Origin of the sequence: Pseudomonas helmanticensis (genome assembly GCF_900182985.1) — a bacterium.
Classification (GTDB): Bacteria; Pseudomonadota; Gammaproteobacteria; order Pseudomonadales; family Pseudomonadaceae; genus Aquipseudomonas; species Aquipseudomonas helmanticensis.
Map to the genome: position 1 here is coordinate 468,024 of NZ_FXUY01000002.1, position 25,101 is coordinate 493,124.

Here is a 25,101-nt window from a genome sequence, read left to right on the forward strand (position 1 = left end):
TTTCCGCTATCAGAGAAGACCTCCATGGGTGCCTGGCTTAGCAATATCTCGCTGAAGTACAAATTCTGGGCGGTCAATGCCGTCGCCTTCGTCACTACCCTGCTGCTGGTGTTGTACGCCGTACAACTCGAGCAACAGGCACGCAGCCACGCTTCGCAGGCATCTGCGCAAGCGCAGGCGCAATTGCTCAAGGCCTGGCCAGGCAGTCAGGCCCTGCCCAAAACTGATCAGGTGTTGACCTTCAAACGCGGTGAAGCGCCGCGCCTCAACGATCAACCGCTGCTGGAGATCACCGACAGCAACGGCTGGATCGAGATCAATCACATGCCGCTGTTTGGCGATAACCCATTGATGGGCGCCGAAGTGTTCAGCCGCGCCGATGGCCAACAGGTCGCCGTGATTGCTCATGGCCCGAGCCTGAGCCAGGTGTTCAGCGAGCGTTTCGCCAACTACGCGGTCGCGGTGTTTATTCTGATGCTGGCGATGCTCGGTGCTTCGCAACTGCTGATCCGTTTTCTGCTCAGTCAGCTCAACACCTTGAAGGACGTCATGCTCCACGTCGAGAAAAGCGGCGATCTTTCGGCCCGCGTGCCGTTGGCCGGTAGAGACGAAGTCGGGCAGATGGCCAATGCGTTCAACGCGATGCAGGCTGGTTATCAGCGCGTGGTCAGCACCGTGGCCAACACCGCCCGGCAATTGGATGTCGGCGCGGCGCGGCTGGCGTCGAGCATGAACGAGGTGCGCCACGGCATGCTCGGCCAGCAAAGCGAAACCGATCAGGCCGCCACCGCGATCAATGAAATGACCGCCACCGTCTACCACATCGCCCAACACGCCGGCGCCACCCGCGATCTGTCGCAGACTGCCGACGGCCTCGCCGGCAGCGGTCAGCAAGTGGTCGCCCGCGTGCAGCAGTCGATTGCTGGCCTGTCCAGCGGTGTGCAGCAGACAGCCGAGATGATTCAGCGCCTGGCCGAGGACAGCCAGAAGATCAACGGTGTGGTCAGCGTCATTCACAGCATTGCCGAGCAGACCAATCTGCTGGCCTTGAACGCTGCCATCGAAGCTGCCCGCGCCGGTGAGATGGGTCGGGGTTTTGCGGTGGTCGCCGATGAAGTGCGCAACCTCGCCAAACGAGTGCAGGCCTCGACCGACGAGATCACCACCATGGTTTCGGCGTTACAGGCCGGCACCCGCGACGCGGTGGATTTCATGCAGGAAAGTTCGTACAAGGCTGACGATTGCGTGCAGCAAGCGCAGGAGGCCGGCGCAGCGCTGGCGGAAATCACCGGAGCGGTGGCGCAGATGCGCGAGAGCAATACGCAGATTGCCGTGGCGGCGGAACAGCAAAGTCAGGTTGCGGAAGAGATGAACCGGGCGGTGGTGAGCATTCGCGATGTCACCGAGAACACGGTGCAGCAAACGGTGGATTCGGCGACGACGAGTAATGAGTTGGCGACGTTGGCTGGAGAATTGAGCAAGGCGATTGGGCAGTTGAAGCTTTGAATATCAAAAGATCGCAGCCTTCGGCAGCTCCTACTGGTGTACGCATTTCAATGTAGGAGCTGCCGAAGGCTGCGATCTTTTTTGTCCATCATTACTATGATGCCAATAGCCAAGCTTGATTCGCCGCGCTCCGCGCCCCGGCCTATTCTTCAACCATGTGTTCAACATGGATCGAGGAGTAGTCAACATGGGCAAACGTCACCCCAACCTTCCCGCGTGGCAATGGCGCGCGTACCCGAACAACCATCAGCACCCGACCAATCTGGTATTGCACCTGCTTGCCGTGCCGCTGTTCATCGTGGCGTTTTTGCTGATCGTTTCCGGAGTGTTCAGCCTGAGCCTGGCCAGCGTCGCCATCGGTGTGATCGGCATCATCGCCGCGTTGGGTTTGCAGCGTCACGGTCACAGCCTGGAGGCGCAGGCCTCCGAGCCGTTCAGTGATCGCAAAGATGCCGTGTCACGTTTGCTGGTCGAGCAGTTCCTGACCTTTCCAAGGTTTTTTCTCAGTGGCGGCTGGTGGCGCGCCTGGCGTGAGCGCCACCGTCGGCATTGATTCAGGCAAAGATCGTGACAGTCTGACGGGTCATGGCGATCAGCTCACCTTCCGCGCTCCACAGCTTGGCGGCGGCATGCCCGTAGCCGTCGGCGGCGTATTCGGTTTCCACGCGATATTTGCACCAGTCCAGCGTACTCAATGGCCGTAACGGCTGAACGAATTCGATGGTCCAGGTCAGCGTGCTGCCCATGGCCGGTTTCTTCAGGTGCGGCAACAGCGACGGCGGCCAGGCGTCGACCAGCGCGAGAATATGCGCCTCGCTCACCGGTTCTTCCTTGACGTCGCCGCGCAGGCGCACCCAACCGCCCATCTCCCGCGAATCATTGCCGCTGAATGGCAGGCCACCGATGCTCCAGCGCATCGCCAGATGACGCATGAACTCCGGCAGAACACCTTTGATAAACGGCAGTTCCTGGCATTCGTCCCAGTGTTTCATCTGCGGGGCCGGCAGCGCTGCGACCGCCACCTCCGAGGCGCGCGAGGCACCGAAACTGCCTTGCACCAACGTCACGACCTGACCGTTCTGCACCGCCCGCCCCAGCACCTGGCTGACCGCTTTGCCTTCGCGCAGCACCTCGACTTCAAAGCGCACCGGTACGTCTGGCTCGACCGGGCCGACAAAGGTGATCGCCAGCGAACGCACGAGGCGATCGGCGGGCACCTTGGCGCGCATGGCTTCATATTGCAGCGCGGCGACCAGGCCACCGAAACTGGCGCGACCTTGAGCCCATTCGGCAGGAATGGTCAGTTCGGGATCGCGGCGGACGGCATCGAGCAGATCGCAAAAGCGCATGGCAACCTCAGAAAACGAAAAGTGGATGCAGGGATCTTAACCAGCTCAAGACGGGGCCGCAGCGTCTATTCCGGTCAAAGAGACTGACAGATCAGACACCACGTCCTTGTAGGAGCTGCCGCAGGCTGCGATCTTTTGATGTTGATCTGTTTAAAAACAGGATCAACAGATCGCAGCCTGCGGCAGCTCCTACAGGGGATGTGTGGTTTTCAGGATTTGAAGCAGGTTGAGCTGAGTTTTTCGAGTACGCGATCAGCCTTGATTTCGGCTTTGATCATGGTCGCCTGCCACGTCGCCACGCAGGGTTGCAGATCCGCTTCGAGCTCGGCTTTCGCCAGCCACTGCCAGCAATCATGCCAGTCGCCCAGCGCGCCTTGCGCAGACTTCAAACGCGCCAGTGCCGCTTGCGGCAGGCGATCCAGTTCGGGATAGGCTTCGATGCCATAGCGCACCCGTTTGATCAGCAGACGCAGACGATGGCGGTCGTGCGCCGGATCACGCAGCGCTGCATCGAGATTGTGCCATTGTTTGCCCAGGCGCTTTTCGATGCGCCGGTCCAGGCCCTTGAGCAGGCCTTGACGCTGAGAGGCACGCAGAAAGCGCGGGAAGGCGTCGAGAATCATCAGCAACGAGGCCACTTCCGCACTCGCCGCCAGTGCCGGATAAGCTTCGGCCATCTGCGCCATGCGCCGTTGCGCAGCTTCCGGTTGCTGATGGTTCAGCAGATAGTCCGCAAGCACTTCGCGATCGCGCCACGGTGTGGTCAATTGGCCGACAGCGGACGCTGCGTCTTCGAGTTGCTCGACCCCCGGCAAACCGCGCAATGGCCGCAACAGGCTACGCAAGCGGCGTACCGTGGTGCGCAGATCGTGCAGCGCCTCGGGATCGGTGCGCGCGGTCAACCGCGCCTGACAGGCCAGCAAGCGCACCTCAAGGCTCAGGACATGAGCCACCAAGCGGTCAACTAACGCAGACATCTCTTGCTCCCGTATCAAATGGCCTGGGGGATGAGTCTGGCGCTTTGCCAAGCCTGCATCCTTGCTTCAGGTCAGCAGCTTAGCGCCCGGCGCGGGATTCGCGAATGTAGAAGCGCGCCTTCTCGGCTTTGCTGCTGCAGCCTTCGAACCCTTCAAATTGCTGTTGGGTTTTGGCTGCGGTCAACAGCGACAGCGCTTTGGAATAACTGACGGTGCCGGCAAAACCTTCGGCCTTGGCCAGATCCAGTTCATGCCAGGCGGCGTCGAGCTGGCTGCCGCAACTGTCGCGGTAAGCGGTTTTACCGGCGCAACCGGCCAATGCCAGGGCAATCAACGGCACACAGATCCAGGCTTTCATCACTCACACCTCAAAGATTGGTCAACAGTCGTGCAGGTAAGACGGTCAGGCCGGGGAAAAGTGCCTTGCCGGCGGGTAAATCTGCGCTGGCGAAAAGGATAGCGCCGAAGGGTCACTGAGTATCGAAAAAACGACGTCAGCGGCGCACCCGACGACTTCGACGATTGAGCCGCCTGCCCGATGGGTGCATTGTGCAACCTTGTCGGGAGGAAGTTTGATGAAAAAGCGTGTCGCACTGGTGCTGGGCTCCGGTGGCGCCCGGGGCTACGCCCATATCGGGGTCATTGAAGAGATTGAACGACGCGGTTATGACATCGCCTGCATTGCCGGATGTTCGATGGGTGCGGTGGTCGGCGGGATCTATGCGGCTGGCAAGCTCGATGACTATCGCCGCTGGATCGAAAGCCTCGACTACCTCGATGTGTTGCGTCTGGTCGATGTCAGTTTTCGCCTCGGCGCGATTCGCGGCGAGAAGGTCTTCGGGCAGATTCGCAAGATCGTCGGCGAGATCAATATCGAAGACCTGCGCATCCCCTACACCGCCGTCGCTGCCGACCTCACCAATCAACAGGAAATCTGGTTCCAGGAAGGTTGCCTGCATCAGGCGATGCGCGCCTCGGCAGCGATTCCGAGCCTGTTCACACCGGTGATGCAAGGCAATCGCATGCTGGTCGATGGCGGCATTCTCAATCCGTTGCCGATCGTGCCGGTGGTCTCCAGCCACTGCGATCTGATCATTGCGGTCAATCTCAACTCGACCAACCAGCGCCATTACAAATTGCCGGTGATCGAACGTCCGCCGGCATTCCGTTCGCGCTTCGACAGCCTGATCAACTCGCTGGGTTCGAAGATGCCGTTCCGCCGCAAACAGGCCGAGCAGTTACTGAAACTGGAGCAGGAAGCCTTGCGTGCCGAGGCCGCTGAGATCAATCCGTGGCTCGAAGGTGCAGAGCCGGAGAACCAGCAACCGGCGGCAGCTCCGGAGCGTGAAGGCGCGCCGAAATCCGCGACCGGTTCGTTCATCATCGATAACGTCGGGCCGGCGTCGCTGCTGGACTTGATCAACCAGAGTTTCGAGGTGATGCAGACCTCGCTGGCGCAGTACAAGATTGCCGGGTATCCGCCGGATATTCTGATCAACGTGCCGAAGCGGGTTTGCCGGTTTTTCGAGTTTTACAAGGCGCCGGAGTTGATCGCGCTGGGCCGCGAGATTGCGCGCGATACGCTGGATCGGTATGAGAGTGAGCAGCAGCAATAAGATCAAAAGATCGCAGCCTTCGGCAGCTCCTACATTGGAGAAGATTCCAACAACCGATAACCAACACCTGCCTCGGTCACGATAAACCGTGGCCGGGTCGGATCGTCCGCCAGTTTCTGGCGTAAATGCCCCACCACAATCCGCAGATAATGACTGTCCTCGGTGTGGGTCGGCCCCCAGATATCCTTGAGCAGTTGCTGCTGGGTGATCACTCGCCCCGGATGCCGCGCCAGTTGCGCCAGCACCGCATATTCCTTGCGGGTCAGCGCTACTTCGACGCCGTCGAGCAACACCCGCCGATACGCCAGATCAACCGTCAGCGGGCCGAAATTCAGTGCCGCTTGCTGCGCCTCTCCTGCTGGCGCCTGGCGCAACAGTGCCCGCACCCGCGCCAGAAATTCCTGAATCCCGAACGGCTTGGTCACGTAGTCGTTGGCGCCGCCATCCAGTGCCTCGACTTTCTGCCCTTCGCTGGCACGCACCGACAGCACCAGCACTGGCGCCGTGGCCCATTCGCGAAACTCACGGAGCACTTGCTGGCCGTCCATGTCCGGCAGGCCGAGGTCGAGCACCAACAAGTCCGGTTTATTCAGCGCCGCTTGCGCGAGGCCTTCGGCACCGGTGCCGGCCTCAAGCACTTTGTAGCCTTGCGAAGCGAGGCTGATGCGCAGGAACTTGCGGATTTGCGGTTCGTCGTCGATGACCAAAATGGTCGCGGTCTGGCTCATGGATTCACATCAACAGAAAAGATTGGCAAGAGAGTAGCGCAGGCGAATTCAGGCTTCATCATCCATCCCCGGTTGCGCCTGCAAGGGCAAGTGCAAGGTGATGCAGGTGCCGCGCCCTTCGATGCCATCGGCAACGCTGATCCGCCCACCGTGCGCGCCGACCATACCCTGACAGATCGCCAACCCGAGACCGGTGCCCTGGCCGCCGCGATCACCGCGTGCAGCGGTGTAGAACATGTCGAAAATCTTCGCCCGCTCGTCTTCGGGAATCCCCGGCCCTTCGTCGCTGACCGAGAAGAAAATCTCTTGGTCATCGGCGCCAGCGCGCAATTCCAGACGACCGTGAGGCGGTGAGAACCGTGCGGCGTTTTCCATGACATTGACCAGCGCCTGTTCGATCAGCGCGGCATGCACGAACAGCAGCGGCAACTCGGCCGGCACCTCGGTACTGACCTGCAACGGCGCGAGCACCGCGCGCAGGCGATTGAGCGAACTGCCGACAATGTCGGCGGGTGATACCCAGTCCCGCGCCAGTTTCAGAGCACCGTGGCCGAGACGAGTCATGTCGAGCAGATTCTGAATGTAGCGATCAAGACGTTCGGCTTCATCGCGGGTGCCTTCGAGCAGCTCGCGGCGATCCTCCAGCGGGATCGCTTCGCCAAGTGCGAGCAAGCTGTCGATGCTGCCGCGCATGGCCGTCAGTGGCGTGCGCAAATCATGCGACACCGAGGCCAGCAAGGCGCTACGCAATTGCTCGGTTTCGCCATGCAGGCGTGCAGCTTCCAGATCATCCGCCAGTTGCGCACGGGCCAGCGCTTGCGCCAGCGGTTGACTCAGCGCGGTGAGCAAACGCCGACGCTGACCGCTCAAGGTCTGGCCCTCTTTGGCGCAGACACCGAGCAATGCCAGCGGCCCGTCCTCAACCGACAGCGGCCACCACCACCAACGCCCGAGCGGCAACGTGCCGGTGCCCATGCCCGCCGGTTGATCGTGTTGCCAGGCCCAGTCGGCGGCGGCGCGTTCGGACTCGGTAAATTGCAGCGGGCCACCGGTCTCGACTTTCCAGCCGTTCTGGCCATCGCGATTGAGCAGGCACAGCTGCAGATCGCTCCAGCCATTGAGGTGTTGCGCGGCGGCGCTGACCACAGCCTGACGGTCGGTGGCGGCCGTCAATTTTCGCGACAGGTCGAGCAACTCGGTGGTCTCTTCCTGAGTGTCGCGCAACGCCTGCAATTGCCGGCGCTGGCGCGCTGCAAGGTTACCGGTGAGCGCCGCCATCAGCAGGAAAAACAGCAAGGTCAGCACGTCTTCTTCGCGCTGGATGCTGAAGGAAAAATTCGGCGGAATGAACAGAAAATCGTAGGTCAGAAACGACAGCGCCGCACAGGCCAGCGCCGGGCCTAGGCTGCTGCGCACCGCCACCAGCAACACCGCCGCGAGGAACACCAGCGAGATGTTCGGCAACGGCAGCACACTCGACACTGCCCACGCCAAGGCACTGGCCAGCACCGTCGCGACCAGCGCCAGGGCATAGTCAAACCACACCAGTGTCAGCGGGCTTCGCGGACGCGATTGCGGGTGTTGATGATCGTTGTCGAGGACGTTGATTTCCAGGCCATGGGCCTGACGCAACAGACGCGCGGCCAAGCCACCGCCAAACAGGCGACGGCGCAAACTCGGCCGGGACTGGCCGACCAGCACCAGGCTCGCACGACGCTCGGCGGCATGCTGGATCAGGGTTTTCGCCACTTCACCGGCGCGCAGTAAAACCACTTCGCCACCGAGGCGTTCGGCCAATTGTTGCGCGTTTTGCAGACGCAAACGCGATTGCTCGTCACGCACGCTGCCGTTGTCGACATGCACCAGACTCCACGGCAGATGCCGACGTTGCGCTACACGACTGGCATGCCGCACCAGACGTTCGGCCTGAGCATCGCCGTCGACGCCGACCAGCAGCCTCCCGCGCACTGCCGGCGCGGCCTGACCGAGCTGGCGATAACCTTGCGCAAGATCGTTATCGACCTGCGCAGCGGCGGTTTGCATCGCCAGTTCGCGCAATGCCGTGAGGTTGGTCTGGGTGAAAAACGCATCGATGGCCGCCCGCGCCTGCTCCGGCACATAGACCTTGCCCTCGCGCAGACGCTCGAGCAACTCGCGTGGCGGCAGGTCGATCAGCAACAGTTCATAGGCCTCTTGCAAGACCCAGTCCGGCAGGGTTTCGCGCACTTGCACACCGGTAATGCCGCGCACCTGATCGTTGAGACTTTCGAGGTGCTGGACGTTGACCGTGGTGAACACGTCGATGCCGGCGGCGAGCAATTCCTGAATGTCTTGCCAGCGCTTGGTGTGTCGACTGCCGGGGGCGTTGCTGTGCGCCAGTTCATCCACCAGCACCAGCTTCGGTCTGGCTGCGAGGATGCCGTCGAGGTCCATTTCTTCGAGCATCACGCCACGGTATTCCGAACGCACCAGCGGTTGCTGCGGCAAGCCGCCAAGCAACGCTTCGGTTTCGGCGCGGCCATGGGTTTCAACCACGCCGGCAATGACTTTGACGCCCTGACGCAGTTGCGTGTGGGCGGCCTGGAGCATCGCGTAAGTCTTGCCGACACCGGGGGCGGCGCCGAGGAATACCTTGAGCCGGCCACGGCCGTCGCGGGGCAGGTCTGCTAACAGCGCGTCGGCGCGGCCGGAGTCGCTCATCTGGGATTGCCTTGTGCGGTTTTGAATGATCGTTCCCACGCTCTGCGTGGGAATGCAGCCCGGGACGCTCTGCGTCCCACCAAAGCGGACGCGGAACGTCCATTGATACATTCCCACGCAGAGCGTGGGAATGATCATCTTCTACAGCTTTTCCAGTGCCATGTTCAGCTCCAGCACATTGACCACCGGCGGCCCCACCAACGGCTGTTCGATGTGCGCATCAAGCAGTTGCTGCAAAGTCGCCACCGGCAGGTTTCGCGCCGTCGCGACTCGCGCCAGTTGATAGGCAATTGCCGCCGGTGGCAAGTGCGGATCGAGGCCGCTGCCGGAGGTGGTCAACAGTGCCAATGGCACCGGGCCCTGGCCAGGCACCTGGAGCTTGTTGGCGTCATCGATCACTCGCGTGGCAAGGGCCGGATTACTCGGCGCCAGGTTACTTGCGCTACTGGAAACGGTGGCAAACGCACCGGCGGATGGACGCGGATGGAACCACGCATCGCCGACAAAATCCTGGGCGATCAGCGACGAGCCACGGACCTTGCCGTCGGCGTCATGGACCAGACTGCCATTGGCCTGTGCGGGAAACGCGACTTGCGCAACACCGGTCACCACCAGTGGGTAGGCAACGCCAGTGATCAAGGTCATCAGCACCAGCAGGCTCAGGGCCGGACGTATCATTGTGGACATTTCATAATCCTCGAATTCGTTGGGCAAACTTTTGTGGGGTGTCAGGGGGATCGTTTCCCCCTCACCCCAGCCCTCTCCCACAAGGGGGCGAGGGGAAAGGGAGCCGATCTTTGTGCTTTTGGAGACCTGAGTTCGACTCGATAGCTCAGGTCGACGTACCTCTGATAAACCACTCGGTCAGTCCCCTCTCCCTCCGGGAGAGGGCTAGGGTGAGGGGCTCTTAAAACTCAAACCAAATGCAAAGCCGTGAGCAACATGTCGATCGCCTTGATCCCCACGAACGGCACCAGAATCCCGCCCAGCCCATAGATCAACAAATTGCGCCGCAATAACGCAGCCGCACTCGCCGCCTGCACGCGCACACCGCGCAGCGCCAGCGGAATCAGCACGACGATGATCAAGGCGTTGAAGACGATCGCCGAGAGGATCGCGCTCTGCGGACTGCTCAGGTGCATGATGTTCAGCACGCCCAGTTGCGGATAGATCGAGGCGAACAACGCCGGCAGGATCGCGAAGTATTTGGCGATGTCGTTGGCGATGGAGAACGTCGTCAAGGCACCGCGAGTGACCAGCAATTCCTTGCCGATCTGCACCACGTCGAGCAGCTTGGTCGGATCGCTGTCGAGGTCGACCATGTTCGCCGCTTCGCGCGCCGCTTGTGTGCCGTCGTTCATCGCCATGCCGACGTCAGCCTGGGCCAGCGCCGGAGCATCGTTGGCACCGTCGCCGCACATTGCGACCAGTCGACCGTCGTTCTGCTCGTGGCGAATGCGCGCGAGTTTTTTCTCCGGCGTGGCTTCGGCGAGCACATCGTCAACCCCCGCTTCGGCAGCAATCGCCGCAGCGGTCAGCGGGTTGTCGCCGGTGACCATTACCGTACGAATCCCCAGTTTGCGCAGCTCGGCAAAGCGCTCGCGAATACCTGGCTTGACCACGTCCTTGAGGTGGATCGCACCGAGCAATTTGCCGTCGGCACAGACCAGCAACGGCGTGCCGCCACTCTGCGCGATCTTGTCGATTTCCCGCGCCAGCGCTGGGGCCAGATCGGCACGTTTCTGACCAAGGAAGGCCAGCAGCGAATCCACCGCGCCCTTGCGATAAACCCGGCCCTGATAGTCGACGCCGGACAAACGGGTTTCAGCGCTGAACGGCACGGCGGTGAGGGTTTCCAGCGCCGGTTCCGCTTGCGGATGCAGACCGCGCAGGTACTCGACGACGGACTTGCCTTCAGCGGTGTCGTCGGCCAGCGAAGCAAACAGCGCACCTTCGGCCAAATCGCGACCACTCACACCGGGCGCGGCATACACGGCGCTGCAACGACGGTTACCGAAGGTGATGGTGCCAGTCTTGTCGAGCAGCAGCACATGCACATCGCCCGCCGCTTCCACGGCGCGACCGGATTTGGCGATCACGTTGAGGCGTACCAGACGGTCCATGCCGGCAATGCCGATGGCCGACAGCAGACCGCCGATGGTGGTCGGAATCAGCGTGACCAGCAGCGCCACCAGAAACACCAGCGGCAGGCTGCCGTTGGCAAAATGGGCAAACGGTTGCAAGGTCACCACGACCAACAGGAAGATCAACGTCAGGCCGATCAGCAGAATATCCAGCGCGACTTCGTTCGGGGTTTTCTGGCGTTTGGCGCCTTCGACCAGGGCGATCATGCGATCCAGCGTCGACTCACCGGGATTGACGGTGATTTTTACCAGCAACCAGTCGGACACCAGTCGCGTGTTGCCGGTGACCGCCGAACGGTCGCCGCCGGACTCGCGAATCACTGGCGCCGATTCACCGGTAATTGCCGCTTCGTTGACTGCGGCGATGCCTTCGATGACTTCGCCGTCACCGGGGATCATCTCCCCCGCTTCGACACGCACCACATCACCTTTGCGCAGGCTCGCCGCTGGCACGACTTGAAAGCTGCCATTGGTCAGTTTGCGCCGCGCACTGAGGCCTTCGCTGCCAGCTTTGAGGCTATCGGCGCGAGCCTTGCCGCGACCTTCAGCCAAGGCTTCGGCGAAGTTGGCGAACAGCACGGTGAACCACAGCCACAGTGCGATTTGTGCAGCAACAAAGGTCGGCACATCGGCGTCGGGAATGAAGCACAGCACGGTGGTGAAAATCGCCGTCAATTCGACCACCAGCATCACCGGCGAACGTTTCAACTGCCGAGGGTCGAGCTTGACGAAGGCTTGCACCAGCGCCGGACGCCAGAGGGCCGAAATCGCGGTTTTCGCTTGTTCCGGCGCTTTGACGGCGGCCGGTTTGATTGCGGGCATATTCATCATTCAGCTCCTAAAATGAAAGGCTTAGAAGCCCATACTCAGATGCTCTGCGATTGGCCCCAATGCGAGGGTCGGCAGAAAGGTCAGGCCGCCGACCAGCAAAATGGTCACGGTCAACAGGGTCACGAACAGCGGGCCATGAGTCGGGAAGCTGTTCTGGCCGATCGGTGCGGTTTTCTTCATTGCCAGGCTACCGGCCAGGGCCAGCACCGGGAGGATGTAGCCGAAGCGACCGATCAACATGCCCAGCCCGAGCATCAGGTTGTGGAACGGCGTGTTCGCGCTCAGGCCACCGAACGCCGAACCGTTGTTGGCACTCGCCGAGGTATAGGCGTAAAGCAACTGGCTGAAACCGTGTGGGCCGGGGTTGCTGATAGTGGCTGCCGCACTGGGAACCGTGGCAGCAATCGCACCGAGCACCAGCACGCCGACCGGCATCACCAGCAAGGTCACCACCAACAATTGCACTTCGCGCGCCTGGAGTTTCTTGCCGAGGTATTCCGGGGTACGGCCGATCATCAAGCCGGCGAGAAACACCGCGATCAGCACGTTGAGCAACATGCCGTAGAGCCCGGCACCGACGCCGCCGAAGATCACTTCGCCGACCATCATGTTGACCAGCGCGACCATGCCACTGAGCGGGTTGAGGCTGTCGTGCATGCCGTTGACCGAACCGTTCGACGCGGCCGTGGTGGTCACCGACCAAAGCACGGTGGCGGTGGTGCCGAAGCGCGCTTCCTTGCCTTCCAGCGGCGCGGTCTGTTCGACGGCGGCGTTGTTCAGGGTCGGGTTCGGTTGGTACTCGGCCCACAGCGACGTCGCGCCACCGATCAGGAACAGCGCCAGCATGCAGGCGATGATCGCGCGGCTCTGACGCAGGTCTTTGACGTAATGGCCGAAGGTGAACACCAGCGCCACCGGGATCAGGATGATCGAAGCGACTTCGAACAGGTTGCTCCACGCCGTCGGGTTCTCGAACGGGTGCGCCGAGTTGACGCCGAAGAAGCCGCCACCGTTGGTGCCCAGTTGCTTGATCGCAATCTGACTCGCGGCCGGGCCCAGCGGAATCACTTGATCAACGCCCTGCATCGTCACCGCATTCACATACTGCGCGAAGGTTTGCGGCACGCCCTGCCAGACTAGATACAGCGCCAGCAGCAGGCACAGCGGAAGCAAGCCGTAGAGGGTGGCGCGGGTCATGTCGACCCAGAAGTTGCCCAGCGTCTTGGTCGATTTGCGACCGATACCGCGACACAACGCAACCAGCACGGCGAGGCCGGTGGCGGCGCTGACGAAGTTCTGCACGGTGAGGCCGACCATTTGGCTCAGATAGCTGAGGGTCGCTTCGCCGCTGTAGGACTGCCAGTTGGTGTTGGTCATGAAACTGACCGCGGTATTGAACGCCTGGGTCCATTCCTGGCCCGGCAGATTCTGCGGATTCAGTGGCAAGTGATCCTGGAACAGCAGGATCGCGAACAGCAGCAGGAACCCGGCGAGGTTGAACGCCAGCAGTGCCAGCGTGTACTTCTGCCAGCTCTGTTCAGCCTGCGGATCGACCCCGGCAACGCGGTAACAACCGCGCTCGACCGGGCCGAGAATCGGTGTCAGCCAGGTGCGCTGACCTTCCATCACTTTGTAGTAGAAGCGCCCGAGCAGCGGCGCCGGCAGCAGGACCACCGCGAAAAACGCGAGGATCAGCCAATAGTCATAACTGTGCATAGCCGCTCCTAGTTCCGATCCGCGCGCAACAGCGCAACCAACAGATAAATGAACAGCCCCACTGCCAGCAGCAGTGACACCCCGTCCAGAACGCTCATGGAAGATCTCCGTGTTACGGCGTATTGCCGCGTGTGGGGTGATTGTCGGAAAGGAGGCTGTAAAGGAACGAGACCGAGGGGTGCGGCGGGGCATAAAGAAAGCGTAAAGAGTGGGTTTATACGGGCGTTACACCAAGGTTTTGCAGCGTCAGACAGGGCCTCATCGCGGGTAAGCCCGGCTCCCACAGGTTCCGTGCTGGAATCAGACTCTGCGGATGACGCCAAAACCTGTGGGAGCGGGCTTGCCCGCGAAGGCGGCATAACAGACTCCGCTGCTCCCAACTGGCGCACAAAAAACGCTCACCCAGCCGCGAACATCCCCGATACGACAGCTTTCAACTCATTACGACTTGTTTCACCGCGATGGCACGCCCACTGCACGCGCCCTCCCCCGAGCTTTCCAAACCGTTCAGGGAGCAAGCGCATGAACACAAAACTCAAACCCACGCTGGGCACTTTGCACCTGTGGGGCATTGCCGTGGGGCTGGTGATTTCCGGGGAGTATTTCGGCTGGAGTTACGGCTGGGGCGTGGCCGGTACATTAGGTTTTCTGGTGACTTCGTTCATGGTCGCGACCATGTACACCTGCTTCATTTTCAGCTTTACCGAACTCACTACCGCGATTCCCCATGCGGGCGGACCGTTTGCCTACAGCCGCCGTGCGTTCGGCGAGAAAGGTGGATTGATCGCCGGGCTAGCGACGCTGATCGAGTTCGTCTTCGCGCCACCGGCAATTGCGCTGGCGATTGGCGCTTACCTGAATGTGCAGTTTCCGGCGCTCGATCCGAAACACGCAGCGGTCGGTGCGTACATCGTGTTCATGGGGTTGAATATTCTTGGCGTGAAGCTGGCGGCGACCTTCGAGCTGATCGTCTGCGTGCTAGCCGTTGCCGAGTTGCTGGTGTTCATGGGCGTGGTCGCCCCGGCCTTCAGCTTCAGCAACTTCGCCCTCAATGGCTGGGCTGGCTCGGATGTTTTCGGTGCGCCGGCAATTGCCGGGATGTTCGCCGCGATCCCGTTCGCGATCTGGTTCTTTCTCGCCATCGAAGGCGCCGCGATGGCCGCCGAAGAAGCCAAGGATCCGAAACGCACGATTCCCAAGGCTTACATCAGTGGCATCCTGACGTTGGTGTTACTGGCGATGGGCGTGATGTTCTTTGCTGGCGGCGTCGGCGACTGGCGCACCCTGGCCAACATCAACGACCCACTGCCGCAGGCAATGAAAACCGTGGTCGGCGACAACTCCGGCTGGCTGCACATGCTGGTCTGGATCGGCTTGTTCGGCCTGGTCGCCAGTTTCCACGGGATCATCCTCGGCTACTCGCGGCAGTTCTTCGCCCTGGCCCGCGCCGGTTACCTGCCTACCTCACTGGCGAAACTCTCGCGCTTCCAGACCCCGCACCGCGCGATCATCGCCGGCGGCATCATCGGCATCGCGGCGATCTACAGCGACGGCCTGATCAACCTCGGCGGCATGACCCTCACCGCCGCGATGATCACCATGGCGGTGTTCGGCGCGATCGTGATGTACATCATGAGCATGCTCAGCCTGTTCAAACTGCGTAAGTCGGAACCGAACCTGGAACGTACTTTCCGCGCGCCGTGCTATCCGTTGATCCCGCTGATCGCGCTGGTGCTGGCAGTGGTGTGCCTGATCGCCATGGCGTGGTTCAACGCGCTGATCGGCTTGATCTTCCTCGGATTCATGGCCGTCGGTTTTACCTACTTCCTGCTTACCGGCCAGTTGCGCGCCAATGCCCCGGCCGACGCCATGCTCACGGGCCAGTGATCCCCTGTAGGGGCTGCGGCACGCTGCGATCTTTCGACTTTACTTTGCCAAAAGATCAAAAGATCGCAGCGTGCCGCGGCTCCTACAGGGATTTCGGGTGCAGCAGGGATAACCGGCCTAGAATGGAACCACTGCGAAGTCACTTCGCTCAAAAGTGGTAAGCAGCGTTGCACGGCGAAATCCTCGTCCGTCACGCTGACATTAAGGAGAGCCGTTATGCCCTGGTATGCCTGGTTGATTCTGGTCGTTGCAATCGGCTCGATCGTCGGCGGTTTGATGATGTTGCGTGACACCGCCAATAAGGTCGAACTGACCGATGAAGAACGTAAACGCGTCGCCGCCCGCAATGCCGAAGCGGACGCCAAAGAAGCGCAAGACCGCTGACAAAAACCCCGCCTGATTGGCGGGGTTTTTCGTTCGGGTTCCTTTCGGACTTATCTGCATGCTTTTTAGAAGTAGAAGTACAGTCACCATTTAATTTTCCTTGGTTAAGATGGTGGCATTGTTGCGGAGAGTTCCACATGCGTTACTCGCAGGACCATAAAGCCCAGACCCATCAGCGCATCATCAAGGAAGCCTCGGCACGATTCCGCAAGGACGGCATCGGCGCGACTGGCTTGCAGCCGTTGATGAAAGCACTGGGGTTGACCCATGGCGGCTTCTATTCGCACTTCAAGTCCAAGGACGAGTTGGTCGAGAAGGCTTTGCAGGAGGCAGGCGATCAGGTCGATGGTCTATGCGCTGAACTGTTTTCTCAGGAACACCCTCGCGAAGCATTCATCGAAACCTACCTGTCTGAATGGCACCTGACGTCGCCCCATGAGGGATGCCCGCTGTTGACCATTTCCTCTGAACTTGGCTTGCGTGGTCAGGCAAGTCCCACCAGCGACAAAATTCTCAATGCGCGGCTGGAGCAGATAGAGGAAACCCTGAGCGGCGAAAACAGCGCTGACCGTGCCATTGTCATCATGTCGACACTGGTTGGCGCGCTGCTGCTGTCACGCAGTGTCGCGGATGCCGATTTTGCGCAACGCATTCTCGATGTCGCCCGCGAACACCTCAAACAGTCCGAAGGTTAAGCCTGCCAGCGCTTGAACAGCACGCTGGCATTCACCCCGCCAAAACCGAAGCCGTTGGACAATGCATATTCGATCGGCATCGACCGCGCTTGCCCATGGACGATGTCTACGCCTTCGCTCGCCGGATCAGGGTTCTCGAAGTTGAGTGTTGGTGGAACCACCTGATCGCGAATCGCCAATAACGTGAAGATCGCCTCGAGCCCACCCGCCGCGCCCAGCAAGTGCCCCGTGGACGATTTGGTCGAGGTCACGGCAACTTTCTTCTCGGTGCCAAAGAGCGACTTGATCGCCGCCAATTCGCCAAGATCGCCGACCGGGGTGGAAGTGGCATGAGCATTAAGATGCTGGACCTGATCCGGGGTTACTCCGGCCTGCGCCAACGCCAAAGTCATTGCCCTGCGCGCGCCGCTACCGTCTTCCGGCCCGGCGGTCAGGTGATAAGCGTCGGCACTGGTGCCATAACCGACCAGCTCGGCCAAAGGCTGAGCGCCACGAGCCAAGGCATGTTCCAGAGATTCGATCACCAGCAGGCCGGCGCCCTCGCCCATTACGAAGCCATCGCGACCGCTGTCAAAGGGACGTGATGCGCGCTCGGGAGTGTCGTTGTAGCCACTGGACAATGCACGGGCAGCAGCAAACCCGGCAAGGCTGACCCGATCAATCGCCGCTTCCGCCCCTCCGCACACGGCAATATCCGCCTCACCGGCGCGAATCAGGCGTGCCGCATCACCAATCGCCTGAACCCCGGCAGCACAAGCCGTCACCGGCGCGCCCAAGGGACCTTTCAAGCCGTGCTGGATCGACACGTGGCCGGCCGCCAGATTGACCAGAAACGACGGAATGGTGAATGGCGACAAACGTCGCGGGCCACGGCTATCGGTGGTGCGCACGGCGTCGGCAATGGCGCCGAAGCCGCCGACACCGGAGCCGATGATGGTCGCGGTGCGTTCCTGATCGACGCTCTCGGTCGGATGCCACCCCGCCTGCTCCAGTGCCTGGCGGGCGGCCTCCATGGCGAACTGAATGAAGCGGTCCATTTTCTTCTGTTCTTTTGGTGGCGTGGCGCGGTCCGGATCGAATCCCGCCTCGGCATCCTCCTCAAGGGTCAAAACTCTGCCGCCAACGCGGGTCGGCAAGTCGGCGACCACTGCATCGGGCAAATTACGCAGACCCGAGCGTCCGGCCAGCAATCGCTGCCAGACGATTTCGACATCACTGCCCAACGGCGAAACCAGGCCCATCCCTGTGACGACAACTCGACGCTGATCCATACCGTGGTTACCCCTGATCAATTGAATGGCCTTACTTGTAGCGTTGGGCTGCCGAACTGTGCGAAAGGTTCGGCGCAAGGACATGACGCGCAGCAACGAACGCCTGCCAATCACCGGCATCGGGCAACGACGGGATGGTAATCAACTCACCCTGATCCAGACCGGCCAGTGCCGCGTCGACCATCTCGCCAGCTTCCATGACCATCGCGGCCGGAATGCCACTGGCATCGATCCCGGAACGCTCCCAGATTTCAGTGCGAGTTACGCCGGGCAATACCGCCTGGACTTGAACGCCGGTGCCTTCAAGTTCGGCATTCAGCGATTGGCTCAGGCTCAGCACATAGGCCTTGCTGGCGCTATAGGTTGCATTGAAGCGCTCGGGAAACAGCGCCACCACCGAAGCGATATTGATGATCGCGCCACGTCCAGCCTTGGTGAAACTCGCGGCGGCCGCCGATGCCAGGCGCGTGACAGCGGTGATGTTCAACTGGATCAAGCGCTCCAACTGATCGAGGTCTGCATTGGCCAGCAGACCGTCAGCGGCAACCCCGGCATTGTTCACCAGCAGACTGATGCCCGAATCGCTGCGCAAGCGTTGTTCAAGTTTCAGCACGTCGTCCTTTTGCGTGAGATCCGCTTTGAGCACCTCAACCTGAATGCCATGCGCATCGCGTAATTTGGTCGCGGCGATCTCCAGACGTTCCTGATCTCGGGCAACCAACAGCAAATCGAAACCGCGTGCTGCCAGCCGCTCGGCGTAAATCGCACCGATGCCGGATGAAGCGCCAGTGACGAGAGCTACGCCTTGGTGTTTTGCGGAATTCATGCCAGTACTCCTGAAAATGCTCGAAATGAAAAGGCCCACTGAGGCAACACGCGATCAGAGGCGGCGATTTATTATAGGCATAATCTTAACAGGATATGATAGCCGTAATTTTTTATCACCCGACGAACGTGTTCATAACCTTGTGGCCCGTCCGTGTACTGATGAAACAAAAAAGGCCGGTCAATGACCGGCCTCACGGCTTGGAAAACCCAGCTTAGTTCACTTCCAGCTTTTCACGATTGCGATCCAGAATCGCTTTGCCAATACCCTTTACTTCCAGCAACTCATCCACTGACGCGAACGGCCCGTTTGTTTCTCGATATGCAACAATCGCCTTGGCCTTGGCCTCACCTACGCCGGACAGCTCCTTCTGCAAGGTCGGCGCGTCTGCGTCGTTGAGATCGATTTTTTCCTTCGCGGACGCGGCTGACACCTCCATCACCAGAGGCGCCTTTGGCAGCTCCGGCGTAGCAACTGGCGCCGCAATCGCCGTAATAGAGGCGCTGGTGAGCAGGGTAAAAATCAGCGAGTAGAAGTAACCGGTACGCATAAAGTGACGCTCCATCATCATTTGAGAAAGCAGCTTTTCCGAAGCTGCTCCCCAAACTTAGGTCACGATGGGCATAAGTCAAAAATGCGTACGTTACAGGATGTGAAACAATCAGGGCTCGAGACGGCGCTGCTGGTAGATCCAGTCAACGATCTCGCCGTCGGGGGTGTAGCCGCTGACGGTTTCACGCAGGAGTTGGCGGACGCGGGAGTAATCATCCTTTTCGACCGCAACCAGCAATTCGCTCAGCCTGGCCTTCAGCACATCCCAAGGCAGGTGATCTTCGTTAGCGGTCATGATCATCGGGTGCGGTGTCGCTGCAACGTTGTCGCCGATCAGCAGCTCCTCGTAGAGTTTTTCGCCAGGGCGCAGCCCCGTGAACTCAATGGCAAGATCACCCTGTGGATTGCGATCCGAACGAATGCTCAAACCGGAGAGATGAATCATTTTCTCCGCCAGTTCGACGATTTTGACCGGCTCGCCCATATCCAGAACAAAGACATCACCTCCCTGCCCCATCGAACCGGCCTGGATCACCAGTTGCGCAGCTTCAGGGATGGTCATGAAGTAGCGGGTGATCTTGGGGTGAGTGACTGTCAGCGGGCCGCCTGATTTGATCTGACTGTGAAACAGCGGAATCACCGAACCGGACGAACCCAGTACGTTACCGAAACGCACCATGGTGAATCGCGTCTTGTTGACTCGGGAGACGTTGGAACTGTCGCCAAACAATACCGGGGCAATCTCACGGCTCAACGCCTGAAGGGTCAACTCGGCCAGACGCTTGGTACTGCCCATGACGTTGGTCGGGCGCACGGCCTTGTCGGTTGAAATCAACACGAAGTTTGACACGCCAGACTGCAATGCCGCCTGGGCAGTATTGAGCGTGCCAATGACGTTATTGAGTACACCTTCAGCGATATTGTGCTCGACCATCGGCACATGTTTATAAGCGGCGGCATGGTAGACCGTATCGACCTTCCACGTTTTCATCACGTCGAGCAGTTTGTCCGGATGACGGATCGAACCGAGGATCGGCAGCAGCTTGACGGGGACCGATTCACGACAGCTACGCTGTTCCAGCTCCGAAAGGATACTGTAAAGGTTGAACTCGCTGTGCTCGAACAACAACAGCGTGGTCGGCTCCAGGGAAAAGATCTGCCGGCACAGTTCGGAACCGATCGACCCGCCGGCACCGGTGACCATGACAATCTTGCCTTTGATGCAGCGCTCCAGCAGATCAGGCTGGGCCGGCACCGCGTCACGCCCAAGCAGGTCGGCAATATCGACTTCCTGGATGTCTTCGACCTTCACGCGGCCGCTGGCCAGGTCAGTGAAATTGGGAACACTGCGCACGTGCAGTGGAAAACCTTCAAGCAGATTGAGGATTTCCCGGCGTCGCGCACGCGTCGAGGACGGTAGCGCGAGGAGAATCTCCTGCGCGCCGGTCATGTCGATCATCTGCTGAATGTGTTTGGGTTTGTAGACCTGAAGCCCGGAAATCGAGCGATCCGAGATGCCCGGGTCATCATCGATAAAGGCTACCGGGCGCATGACCCGGCCCATACGAAGCGCTGCCACCAACTGATTACCTGCGACACCCGCGCCATAAACAGCAACTTTGGTCAGGCCGTCGTCACGATTGGTGAACGGTACATGCTGGGCTGCGGTGAACCAGTCGCCCATGAAGTAATGGCGCATGCACAGGCGCAGGCCGCCGATGATCACCAGGCTCAGCCACCAGTAATTGAAAATGATCGAGCGCGGTACGACCGCTTCGTGATTGCTGTACCAGTACACGACCAGCGCCAGGATCAACGAAGACAAGCTGACCGCCTTGATGATCACCACCAGTGCGTCGTTGCCGAAATAGCGCATGACTGCCCGGTACATGCCAAACCGGATGAACAGCGGGATGGCAACGATGGGAGCGCAGACGAACAGCCACAGGTGCACTTTGAACGGATTGACCATCTCGTCGATGCCCAGCCGGACGATGAACGCCAGCCACAGCGCCAGCCAGACGAGGCCGACATCGGTCAAAACCTGAATCAATCGTTTCTGGCGACGTGGCAATCCCAGCAAGAATTCGCGCATTCTGTTCATACTCCCCTGTACCAATCTGGCCTACTCCCTTGGGTTGAATCGGCGGTTGACATTGTACGGAGGTGAGGGCTTTCGTTACAGAAAAAAGAACTGGCCAAGCGCAGCAACTGTCGAAGCATGTAATTTGCGTCAATTACTCAGACCCTAGCAGCGACTTTTCCGTTCAGCCGGGAAAATTTTATCCACTGCCCGCCACGTGTTACTGCGACTGGTCAGGTGAGCGAGTATACTCTCGGGCGCGTTTGCGACCGGCTCCTGGCCTGTGCGAGCCGTTGGGTAGCTCTGCAAACTGAGTTCCCCGTCTTACGCGCCAAAGAAATCAACAATCAGAAAGTATAGGGAAGTGAGCACACGTTATGCACACCGGGTTCAGGATAAAGGTAAAGACACTTACAAAATGGACAGCCCTGGTCGTCATCCTGACACTGGCTCTAACGTGGTTACTACTCAAAAGTCCAATATTAACGCCGACGCTGAAAATCGAAACTCTTGAATTCCCTGCTGAAAAATCACAGTTATTCTACAAAAGACTTTCACCTTATACCGAGCAAAACTCCTCCTATACAAAACTCGACTCTTCCCGAACAGCGTTTCAGTTCAGTCTGCCAGTCTATGACGATGACCTGCGATGGGACCCACTCGAAAAAGCAGGGGATTTCTACCTGACATCGGTGAGTATTAACTTGCTGGTCTACCACTCCGTGGTGTCGATGGAAAATGTAAATCCATCGTTTCAACTTCAAAAGGGCATTCGCAACAACCGTACTTTCTTTATTGCACCAGCTGGTTCAACGGACCCCCAGATCTCCATTCACATAGACAGTGCGCATCTCGACAAAGTAAGAGTTGGCATGGCTATTACCTTGGCGGCATTGATTGCACTGGCGATCGTCATATGGATCAACTGGCACGCGGCCATTCTTGACTATACCCAACGGGAAAGCGGCTGGATCGCACGATTGAAAGGCGCGCTAAAAAAAGACGGTTTCTCGCCAACCGAGTTTTCAGCGCTGCTGGGCGCGGGGATTTTTCTGAATCTTATTCCCATGAGCCAGTTCTTCCTGTCAGTGGATGACGAGGTGGGTGCCTTTCGCACAGATCCTTCAGTCTGGATTTCGGACGGACGATGGACTGCGTTCCTGGTAGAAAAGTTTATTTTCCCATTGCCGGTCTTGCCATTTGCTCCGAACCTGTTTTTTTATATCTGCCTCGCCTTGTCATACATGGTGATATTACGTGCACATAACCTAAAGTTCAGCTGGATCACAACGTTCGCCTACTGTGCATTTGTCGCACACCCAATCTGGTGGTTCATTGGCGAGTTCTATTCAAACTTGCCATCAACCGGCCTTGGGGTATTGTGCTTATCCATCGCCGTATACATCACATCTCGTATAAATATTTCCGCTCGATTGTATCGAGGCCAGATACTCCAGTTCGCCAGCGCCAGCTTCTTTCTCTCACTGGCTATTGGCGCCTATCAGTCGCTGGCAATGTTTTATCTGGTGGTCGCAATCGGTAGCGTCATATTTGCGGCCCGAGACAAGATTAACGAACCACCTACTGCTTTGCTGGTGCTTGTTAAAAGGATTGCTGCGCTGGTAACTGTTTTCCTGAGCGGTTTGATTTTATATGCGTTCTTCAACAAGGTCGCGAAGCACTTTTACCCGGTGAATTACGGTTATCTGGACAGTTTCCTGAAAATTGATGAGCTACTCGCAAATCCTTTGCAGATCACAAAGCTGACCGTTAATGAGATGTTCAAGATCTATACGGGATCGGTGCAGAGCTTCGGCGTCAGTTTCTTCATTTCCACGGTGGTCCTTGGCATCGCCACACTGCTTCTGATTACGCAAAAAACGCTGATATCCTCCGCTCGCATGATGCTGTTTATAGGCGCCCTGCTACTCTCGCCTTTCCTGCTGCATTTTGTCACCGGGGGTTCGTTTCTTCCGATGCGCTCCATGCTGGCAGTGTCTTTCATCACGTGGCTCAGCGTCATGGTCATTCTTGAAAAACGAGGTGCTCTCCAGGCCTTGGGCCTCATTCTGGTTTCAGTGCTGATCTTCCAGATGGTAACCATCAACAGTCAGTATGCTGCCAGCACCATTCTGGCGACCACCCACGACCGCCTTACGGCAGAAGCCATCTATGCTCGGATAGCAGAGGTCGACCCTCATTTCGATCGAGAAGCTCGGGCACCGGTTGATATATATGGCAAGTTTTCCTTCAGTAGCCGATATCCATCTCCCGACTCTTCAACGATGAGCGCTTCGTTCTTCGACTGGGATGAAGGCAACGCCAACCGAATGCTCAAATATATGCAGCTGGTCGGTTTCAGCAACGTGTTCACACTCCACCCGACAATTCGTATAGGGCTCACGCCGAAGTTCAAGGATATGCCGGTCTGGCCCGCGCCTGGTTCTGTTCGCCTGGATAACGGTGTCTACCTGATCAAGCTTTCAGAGAAACCCGATCCGACCCACGCGCAATATCAATAGGCGATCAACGTCCTTCGCGAGCGGAGCTCCCTGGAGCTCCATTCCGGGCAACAGAATATGCACCTCATTACGTTGAACAACAGGCACTTTGAGTCATTGCGCGCTACCTACGAACGACGTGGATTGGCCCGACATGCGCGGCAACATCTGTAGTAACATTTCGCCCATCATCAAGTGCTCCGCCATATATTTCTGGATAAATCATGGAAGTGAATCAAACCGTTCCGTTGTTTTCTGCAGCCGCGGCGAACGCAGGCATCGACTTCTCCGAACCCCTGATGCGGGTAGTCAATCGACACTGGTACATCATGGGCGAGGAGGTCAAAGCCTTTGAGCGCGAATTTTCCGACTATGTAGGCGTTGAGCATTGCATCTCCGTCGCGAATGGCTCCGAAGCATTGGAGATCGCTTTACTTGCGCTTGGCGTAGGCCCGGGTGATCGTGTCATTACCGTGGCCAATGCCGGTTTCTACAGCAGCACGGCCATTCGCGCCGTGGGCGCCGAGCCGGTGTATGTCGATGTAAACGAACATTCGCTGACCATGTGCCCCGCTTCTCTGGAAAAAGCGCTGTCCCGGCCGGCCAAAGTCGTGATCGTCACTCACCTTTATGGTCAACTGGCTGAAATCGAAACGCTTGCCCAAATGGCGAAGGTGGCAGGTGCGGCGGTGCTGGAAGATTGCGCTCAATCTCACGGCGCAAGATCATCCGGCGGCCAATGTGGCTCCTTCGGCGATCTGGCCTGCTTCAGCTTTTATCCGACAAAAAATCTCGGGGCTTTGGGCGATGGCGGGGCAATCGTCACGTCCTCCGTCGAAATTGCCGAACGCTTACGTACGCTGCGCCAGTACGGCTGGTCGACCAAGTATCACGTCACCACAGCCCTTGGCCGCAACAGCCGTCTCGATGAAATGCAGGCTGCGATTCTTCGCGTCAAGTTGCCTCTGCTGGACCAATGGAATGAACAACGCCGGCATATCGCTCGCCGTTATACCCAGGGGCTCAAAGGCCTGCCGGTAACACTTCCGGTCAGCCTGGAAAACGATTTTGTTGCGCACTTGTTCGTCTTGCGTGTAGCGGACAGAGAGGCCTTTACCCAGTACCTGAAAGAGCACGGCGTCAGCACCGATGTTCATTACCCGGTACCCGATCATTGGCAGACGGCCTACACGTTGACCGAGCAATTCGACCTGCCGGTTACCGAGTCGGCGTGCTCTCGCCTCGTGTCCCTGCCTTGCTTCCCAGGGCTGACAGAATCTCAGGTAAACCGCGTCATTGAAGTGGTCAACAGCTACTTCAAACAGAGGACTTAAC

At 59.2% G+C, this 25,101-nt stretch carries 21 protein-coding genes; 8 read left to right on the forward strand and 13 right to left on the reverse strand.

All coding sequences use genetic code 11. The annotated features are described in order from the left end of the window. Positions 1-24 precede the first annotated feature (24 nt). Positions 25-1,506 carry a methyl-accepting chemotaxis protein gene (locus QOL84_RS24875; protein ID WP_283438912.1) on the forward strand — a complete coding sequence of 494 codons (1,482 nt, stop codon included), beginning with the start codon at positions 25-27 and terminating at the stop codon, positions 1,504-1,506. Between the two features lie 187 nt (positions 1,507-1,693). Continuing rightward, on the forward strand, positions 1,694-2,059 hold the full coding sequence (locus QOL84_RS24880) for a DUF962 domain-containing protein (RefSeq protein WP_129394923.1): 366 nt from the start codon (positions 1,694-1,696) through the stop codon (positions 2,057-2,059). A gap of 1 nt (position 2,060) precedes the next feature. On the opposite strand, the gene QOL84_RS24885 is transcribed toward QOL84_RS24880, so the two are convergent. The 3 genes from QOL84_RS24885 to QOL84_RS24895 form a co-directional block, all read right to left on the reverse strand. After that, positions 2,061-2,855, reverse strand: a complete 795-nt coding sequence (locus QOL84_RS24885; RefSeq protein WP_283438913.1) for an acyl-CoA thioesterase — start codon at positions 2,853-2,855, stop codon at positions 2,061-2,063. Between the two features lie 209 nt (positions 2,856-3,064). Further along, positions 3,065-3,832, reverse strand: coding sequence for a CHAD domain-containing protein (locus tag QOL84_RS24890; protein ID WP_283438914.1), 768 nt, complete (start codon positions 3,830-3,832; stop codon positions 3,065-3,067). Between the two features lie 79 nt (positions 3,833-3,911). After that, a complete protein-coding gene (locus QOL84_RS24895) occupies positions 3,912-4,190 on the reverse strand; it encodes a hypothetical protein (RefSeq protein WP_129394926.1) in 279 nt (92 codons plus the stop codon). Positions 4,191-4,407: 217 nt separating this feature from the next. On the opposite strand from QOL84_RS24895, the gene QOL84_RS24900 reads away from it, so the two are divergent. Further along, the gene (locus tag QOL84_RS24900) at positions 4,408-5,448 is read left to right on the forward strand and encodes a patatin-like phospholipase family protein (RefSeq protein ID WP_129394927.1); all 1,041 of its coding nucleotides are present in this window, start codon (positions 4,408-4,410) and stop codon (positions 5,446-5,448) included. A gap of 29 nt (positions 5,449-5,477) precedes the next feature. Here the strand turns inward: QOL84_RS24900 and QOL84_RS24905 are convergent, their stop codons facing one another. The 6 genes from QOL84_RS24905 to kdpF all read right to left on the reverse strand — a co-directional run bounded on the left by QOL84_RS24905 (position 5,478) and on the right by kdpF (position 13,665). Continuing rightward, a complete protein-coding gene (locus QOL84_RS24905) occupies positions 5,478-6,176 on the reverse strand; it encodes a response regulator (RefSeq protein ID WP_283438915.1) in 699 nt (232 codons plus the stop codon). A 48-nt stretch (positions 6,177-6,224) separates the two neighbouring features. Then, complete coding sequence (locus tag QOL84_RS24910; protein WP_129394929.1) at positions 6,225-8,876, reverse strand: sensor histidine kinase; 2,652 nt, start codon at positions 8,874-8,876, stop codon at positions 6,225-6,227. A 141-nt stretch (positions 8,877-9,017) separates the two neighbouring features. After that, positions 9,018-9,563: a potassium-transporting ATPase subunit KdpC gene (gene kdpC / locus QOL84_RS24915; protein WP_129394930.1), complete on the reverse strand. Its 546-nt coding sequence runs from the start codon at positions 9,561-9,563 to the stop codon at positions 9,018-9,020. A gap of 227 nt (positions 9,564-9,790) precedes the next feature. Then, the gene (gene kdpB / locus QOL84_RS24920; protein WP_283438916.1) at positions 9,791-11,848 is read right to left on the reverse strand and encodes a potassium-transporting ATPase subunit KdpB; all 2,058 of its coding nucleotides are present in this window, start codon (positions 11,846-11,848) and stop codon (positions 9,791-9,793) included. A 24-nt stretch (positions 11,849-11,872) separates the two neighbouring features. Then, positions 11,873-13,567 carry a potassium-transporting ATPase subunit KdpA gene (gene kdpA / locus QOL84_RS24925; protein WP_283438917.1) on the reverse strand — a complete coding sequence of 565 codons (1,695 nt, stop codon included), beginning with the start codon at positions 13,565-13,567 and terminating at the stop codon, positions 11,873-11,875. 8 nt (positions 13,568-13,575) lie between these two features. Further along, a complete protein-coding gene (gene kdpF, locus QOL84_RS24930) occupies positions 13,576-13,665 on the reverse strand; it encodes a K(+)-transporting ATPase subunit F (protein WP_007899818.1) in 90 nt (29 codons plus the stop codon). 424 nt (positions 13,666-14,089) lie between these two features. Here kdpF and eat point away from each other — a divergent pair, with 424 nt between their 5' ends. The 3 genes from eat to QOL84_RS24945 all read left to right on the forward strand — a co-directional run bounded on the left by eat (position 14,090) and on the right by QOL84_RS24945 (position 16,533). After that, complete coding sequence (eat, locus tag QOL84_RS24935; RefSeq protein WP_283438918.1) at positions 14,090-15,454, forward strand: ethanolamine permease; 1,365 nt, start codon at positions 14,090-14,092, stop codon at positions 15,452-15,454. A 216-nt stretch (positions 15,455-15,670) separates the two neighbouring features. Beyond that, on the forward strand, positions 15,671-15,838 hold the full coding sequence (locus QOL84_RS24940; RefSeq protein WP_080896048.1) for a DUF2897 family protein: 168 nt from the start codon (positions 15,671-15,673) through the stop codon (positions 15,836-15,838). Positions 15,839-15,975: 137 nt separating this feature from the next. After that, positions 15,976-16,533, forward strand: a complete 558-nt coding sequence (locus QOL84_RS24945; protein WP_129394935.1) for a TetR/AcrR family transcriptional regulator — start codon at positions 15,976-15,978, stop codon at positions 16,531-16,533. On the opposite strand, the gene fabF is transcribed toward QOL84_RS24945, so the two are convergent. From fabF to QOL84_RS24965, 4 genes are all read right to left on the reverse strand, one after another. Then, entirely contained in the window at positions 16,530-17,804 is a 1,275-nt protein-coding gene (fabF, locus tag QOL84_RS24950; RefSeq protein ID WP_283438919.1) for a beta-ketoacyl-ACP synthase II, read from the reverse strand. The two genes, QOL84_RS24945 and fabF, sit on opposite strands and share 4 nt — an antisense overlap. Before the next feature lie 31 nt (positions 17,805-17,835). Next, positions 17,836-18,630: an SDR family NAD(P)-dependent oxidoreductase gene (locus QOL84_RS24955; RefSeq protein ID WP_283438920.1), complete on the reverse strand. Its 795-nt coding sequence runs from the start codon at positions 18,628-18,630 to the stop codon at positions 17,836-17,838. A 214-nt stretch (positions 18,631-18,844) separates the two neighbouring features. Then, positions 18,845-19,180, reverse strand: coding sequence for a ComEA family DNA-binding protein (locus tag QOL84_RS24960; RefSeq protein WP_283438921.1), 336 nt, complete (start codon positions 19,178-19,180; stop codon positions 18,845-18,847). A 111-nt stretch (positions 19,181-19,291) separates the two neighbouring features. After that, positions 19,292-21,286: a polysaccharide biosynthesis protein gene (locus QOL84_RS24965; protein ID WP_283438922.1), complete on the reverse strand. Its 1,995-nt coding sequence runs from the start codon at positions 21,284-21,286 to the stop codon at positions 19,292-19,294. Between the two features lie 356 nt (positions 21,287-21,642). On the opposite strand from QOL84_RS24965, the gene QOL84_RS24970 reads away from it, so the two are divergent. Both QOL84_RS24970 and QOL84_RS24975 read left to right on the forward strand, forming a co-directional pair. Then, positions 21,643-23,787 carry a glucosyltransferase domain-containing protein gene (locus tag QOL84_RS24970; RefSeq protein ID WP_283438923.1) on the forward strand — a complete coding sequence of 715 codons (2,145 nt, stop codon included), beginning with the start codon at positions 21,643-21,645 and terminating at the stop codon, positions 23,785-23,787. 203 nt (positions 23,788-23,990) lie between these two features. Further along, complete coding sequence (locus QOL84_RS24975) at positions 23,991-25,100, forward strand: DegT/DnrJ/EryC1/StrS family aminotransferase (RefSeq protein WP_283438924.1); 1,110 nt, start codon at positions 23,991-23,993, stop codon at positions 25,098-25,100. Position 25,101: the final 1 nt, after the last annotated feature.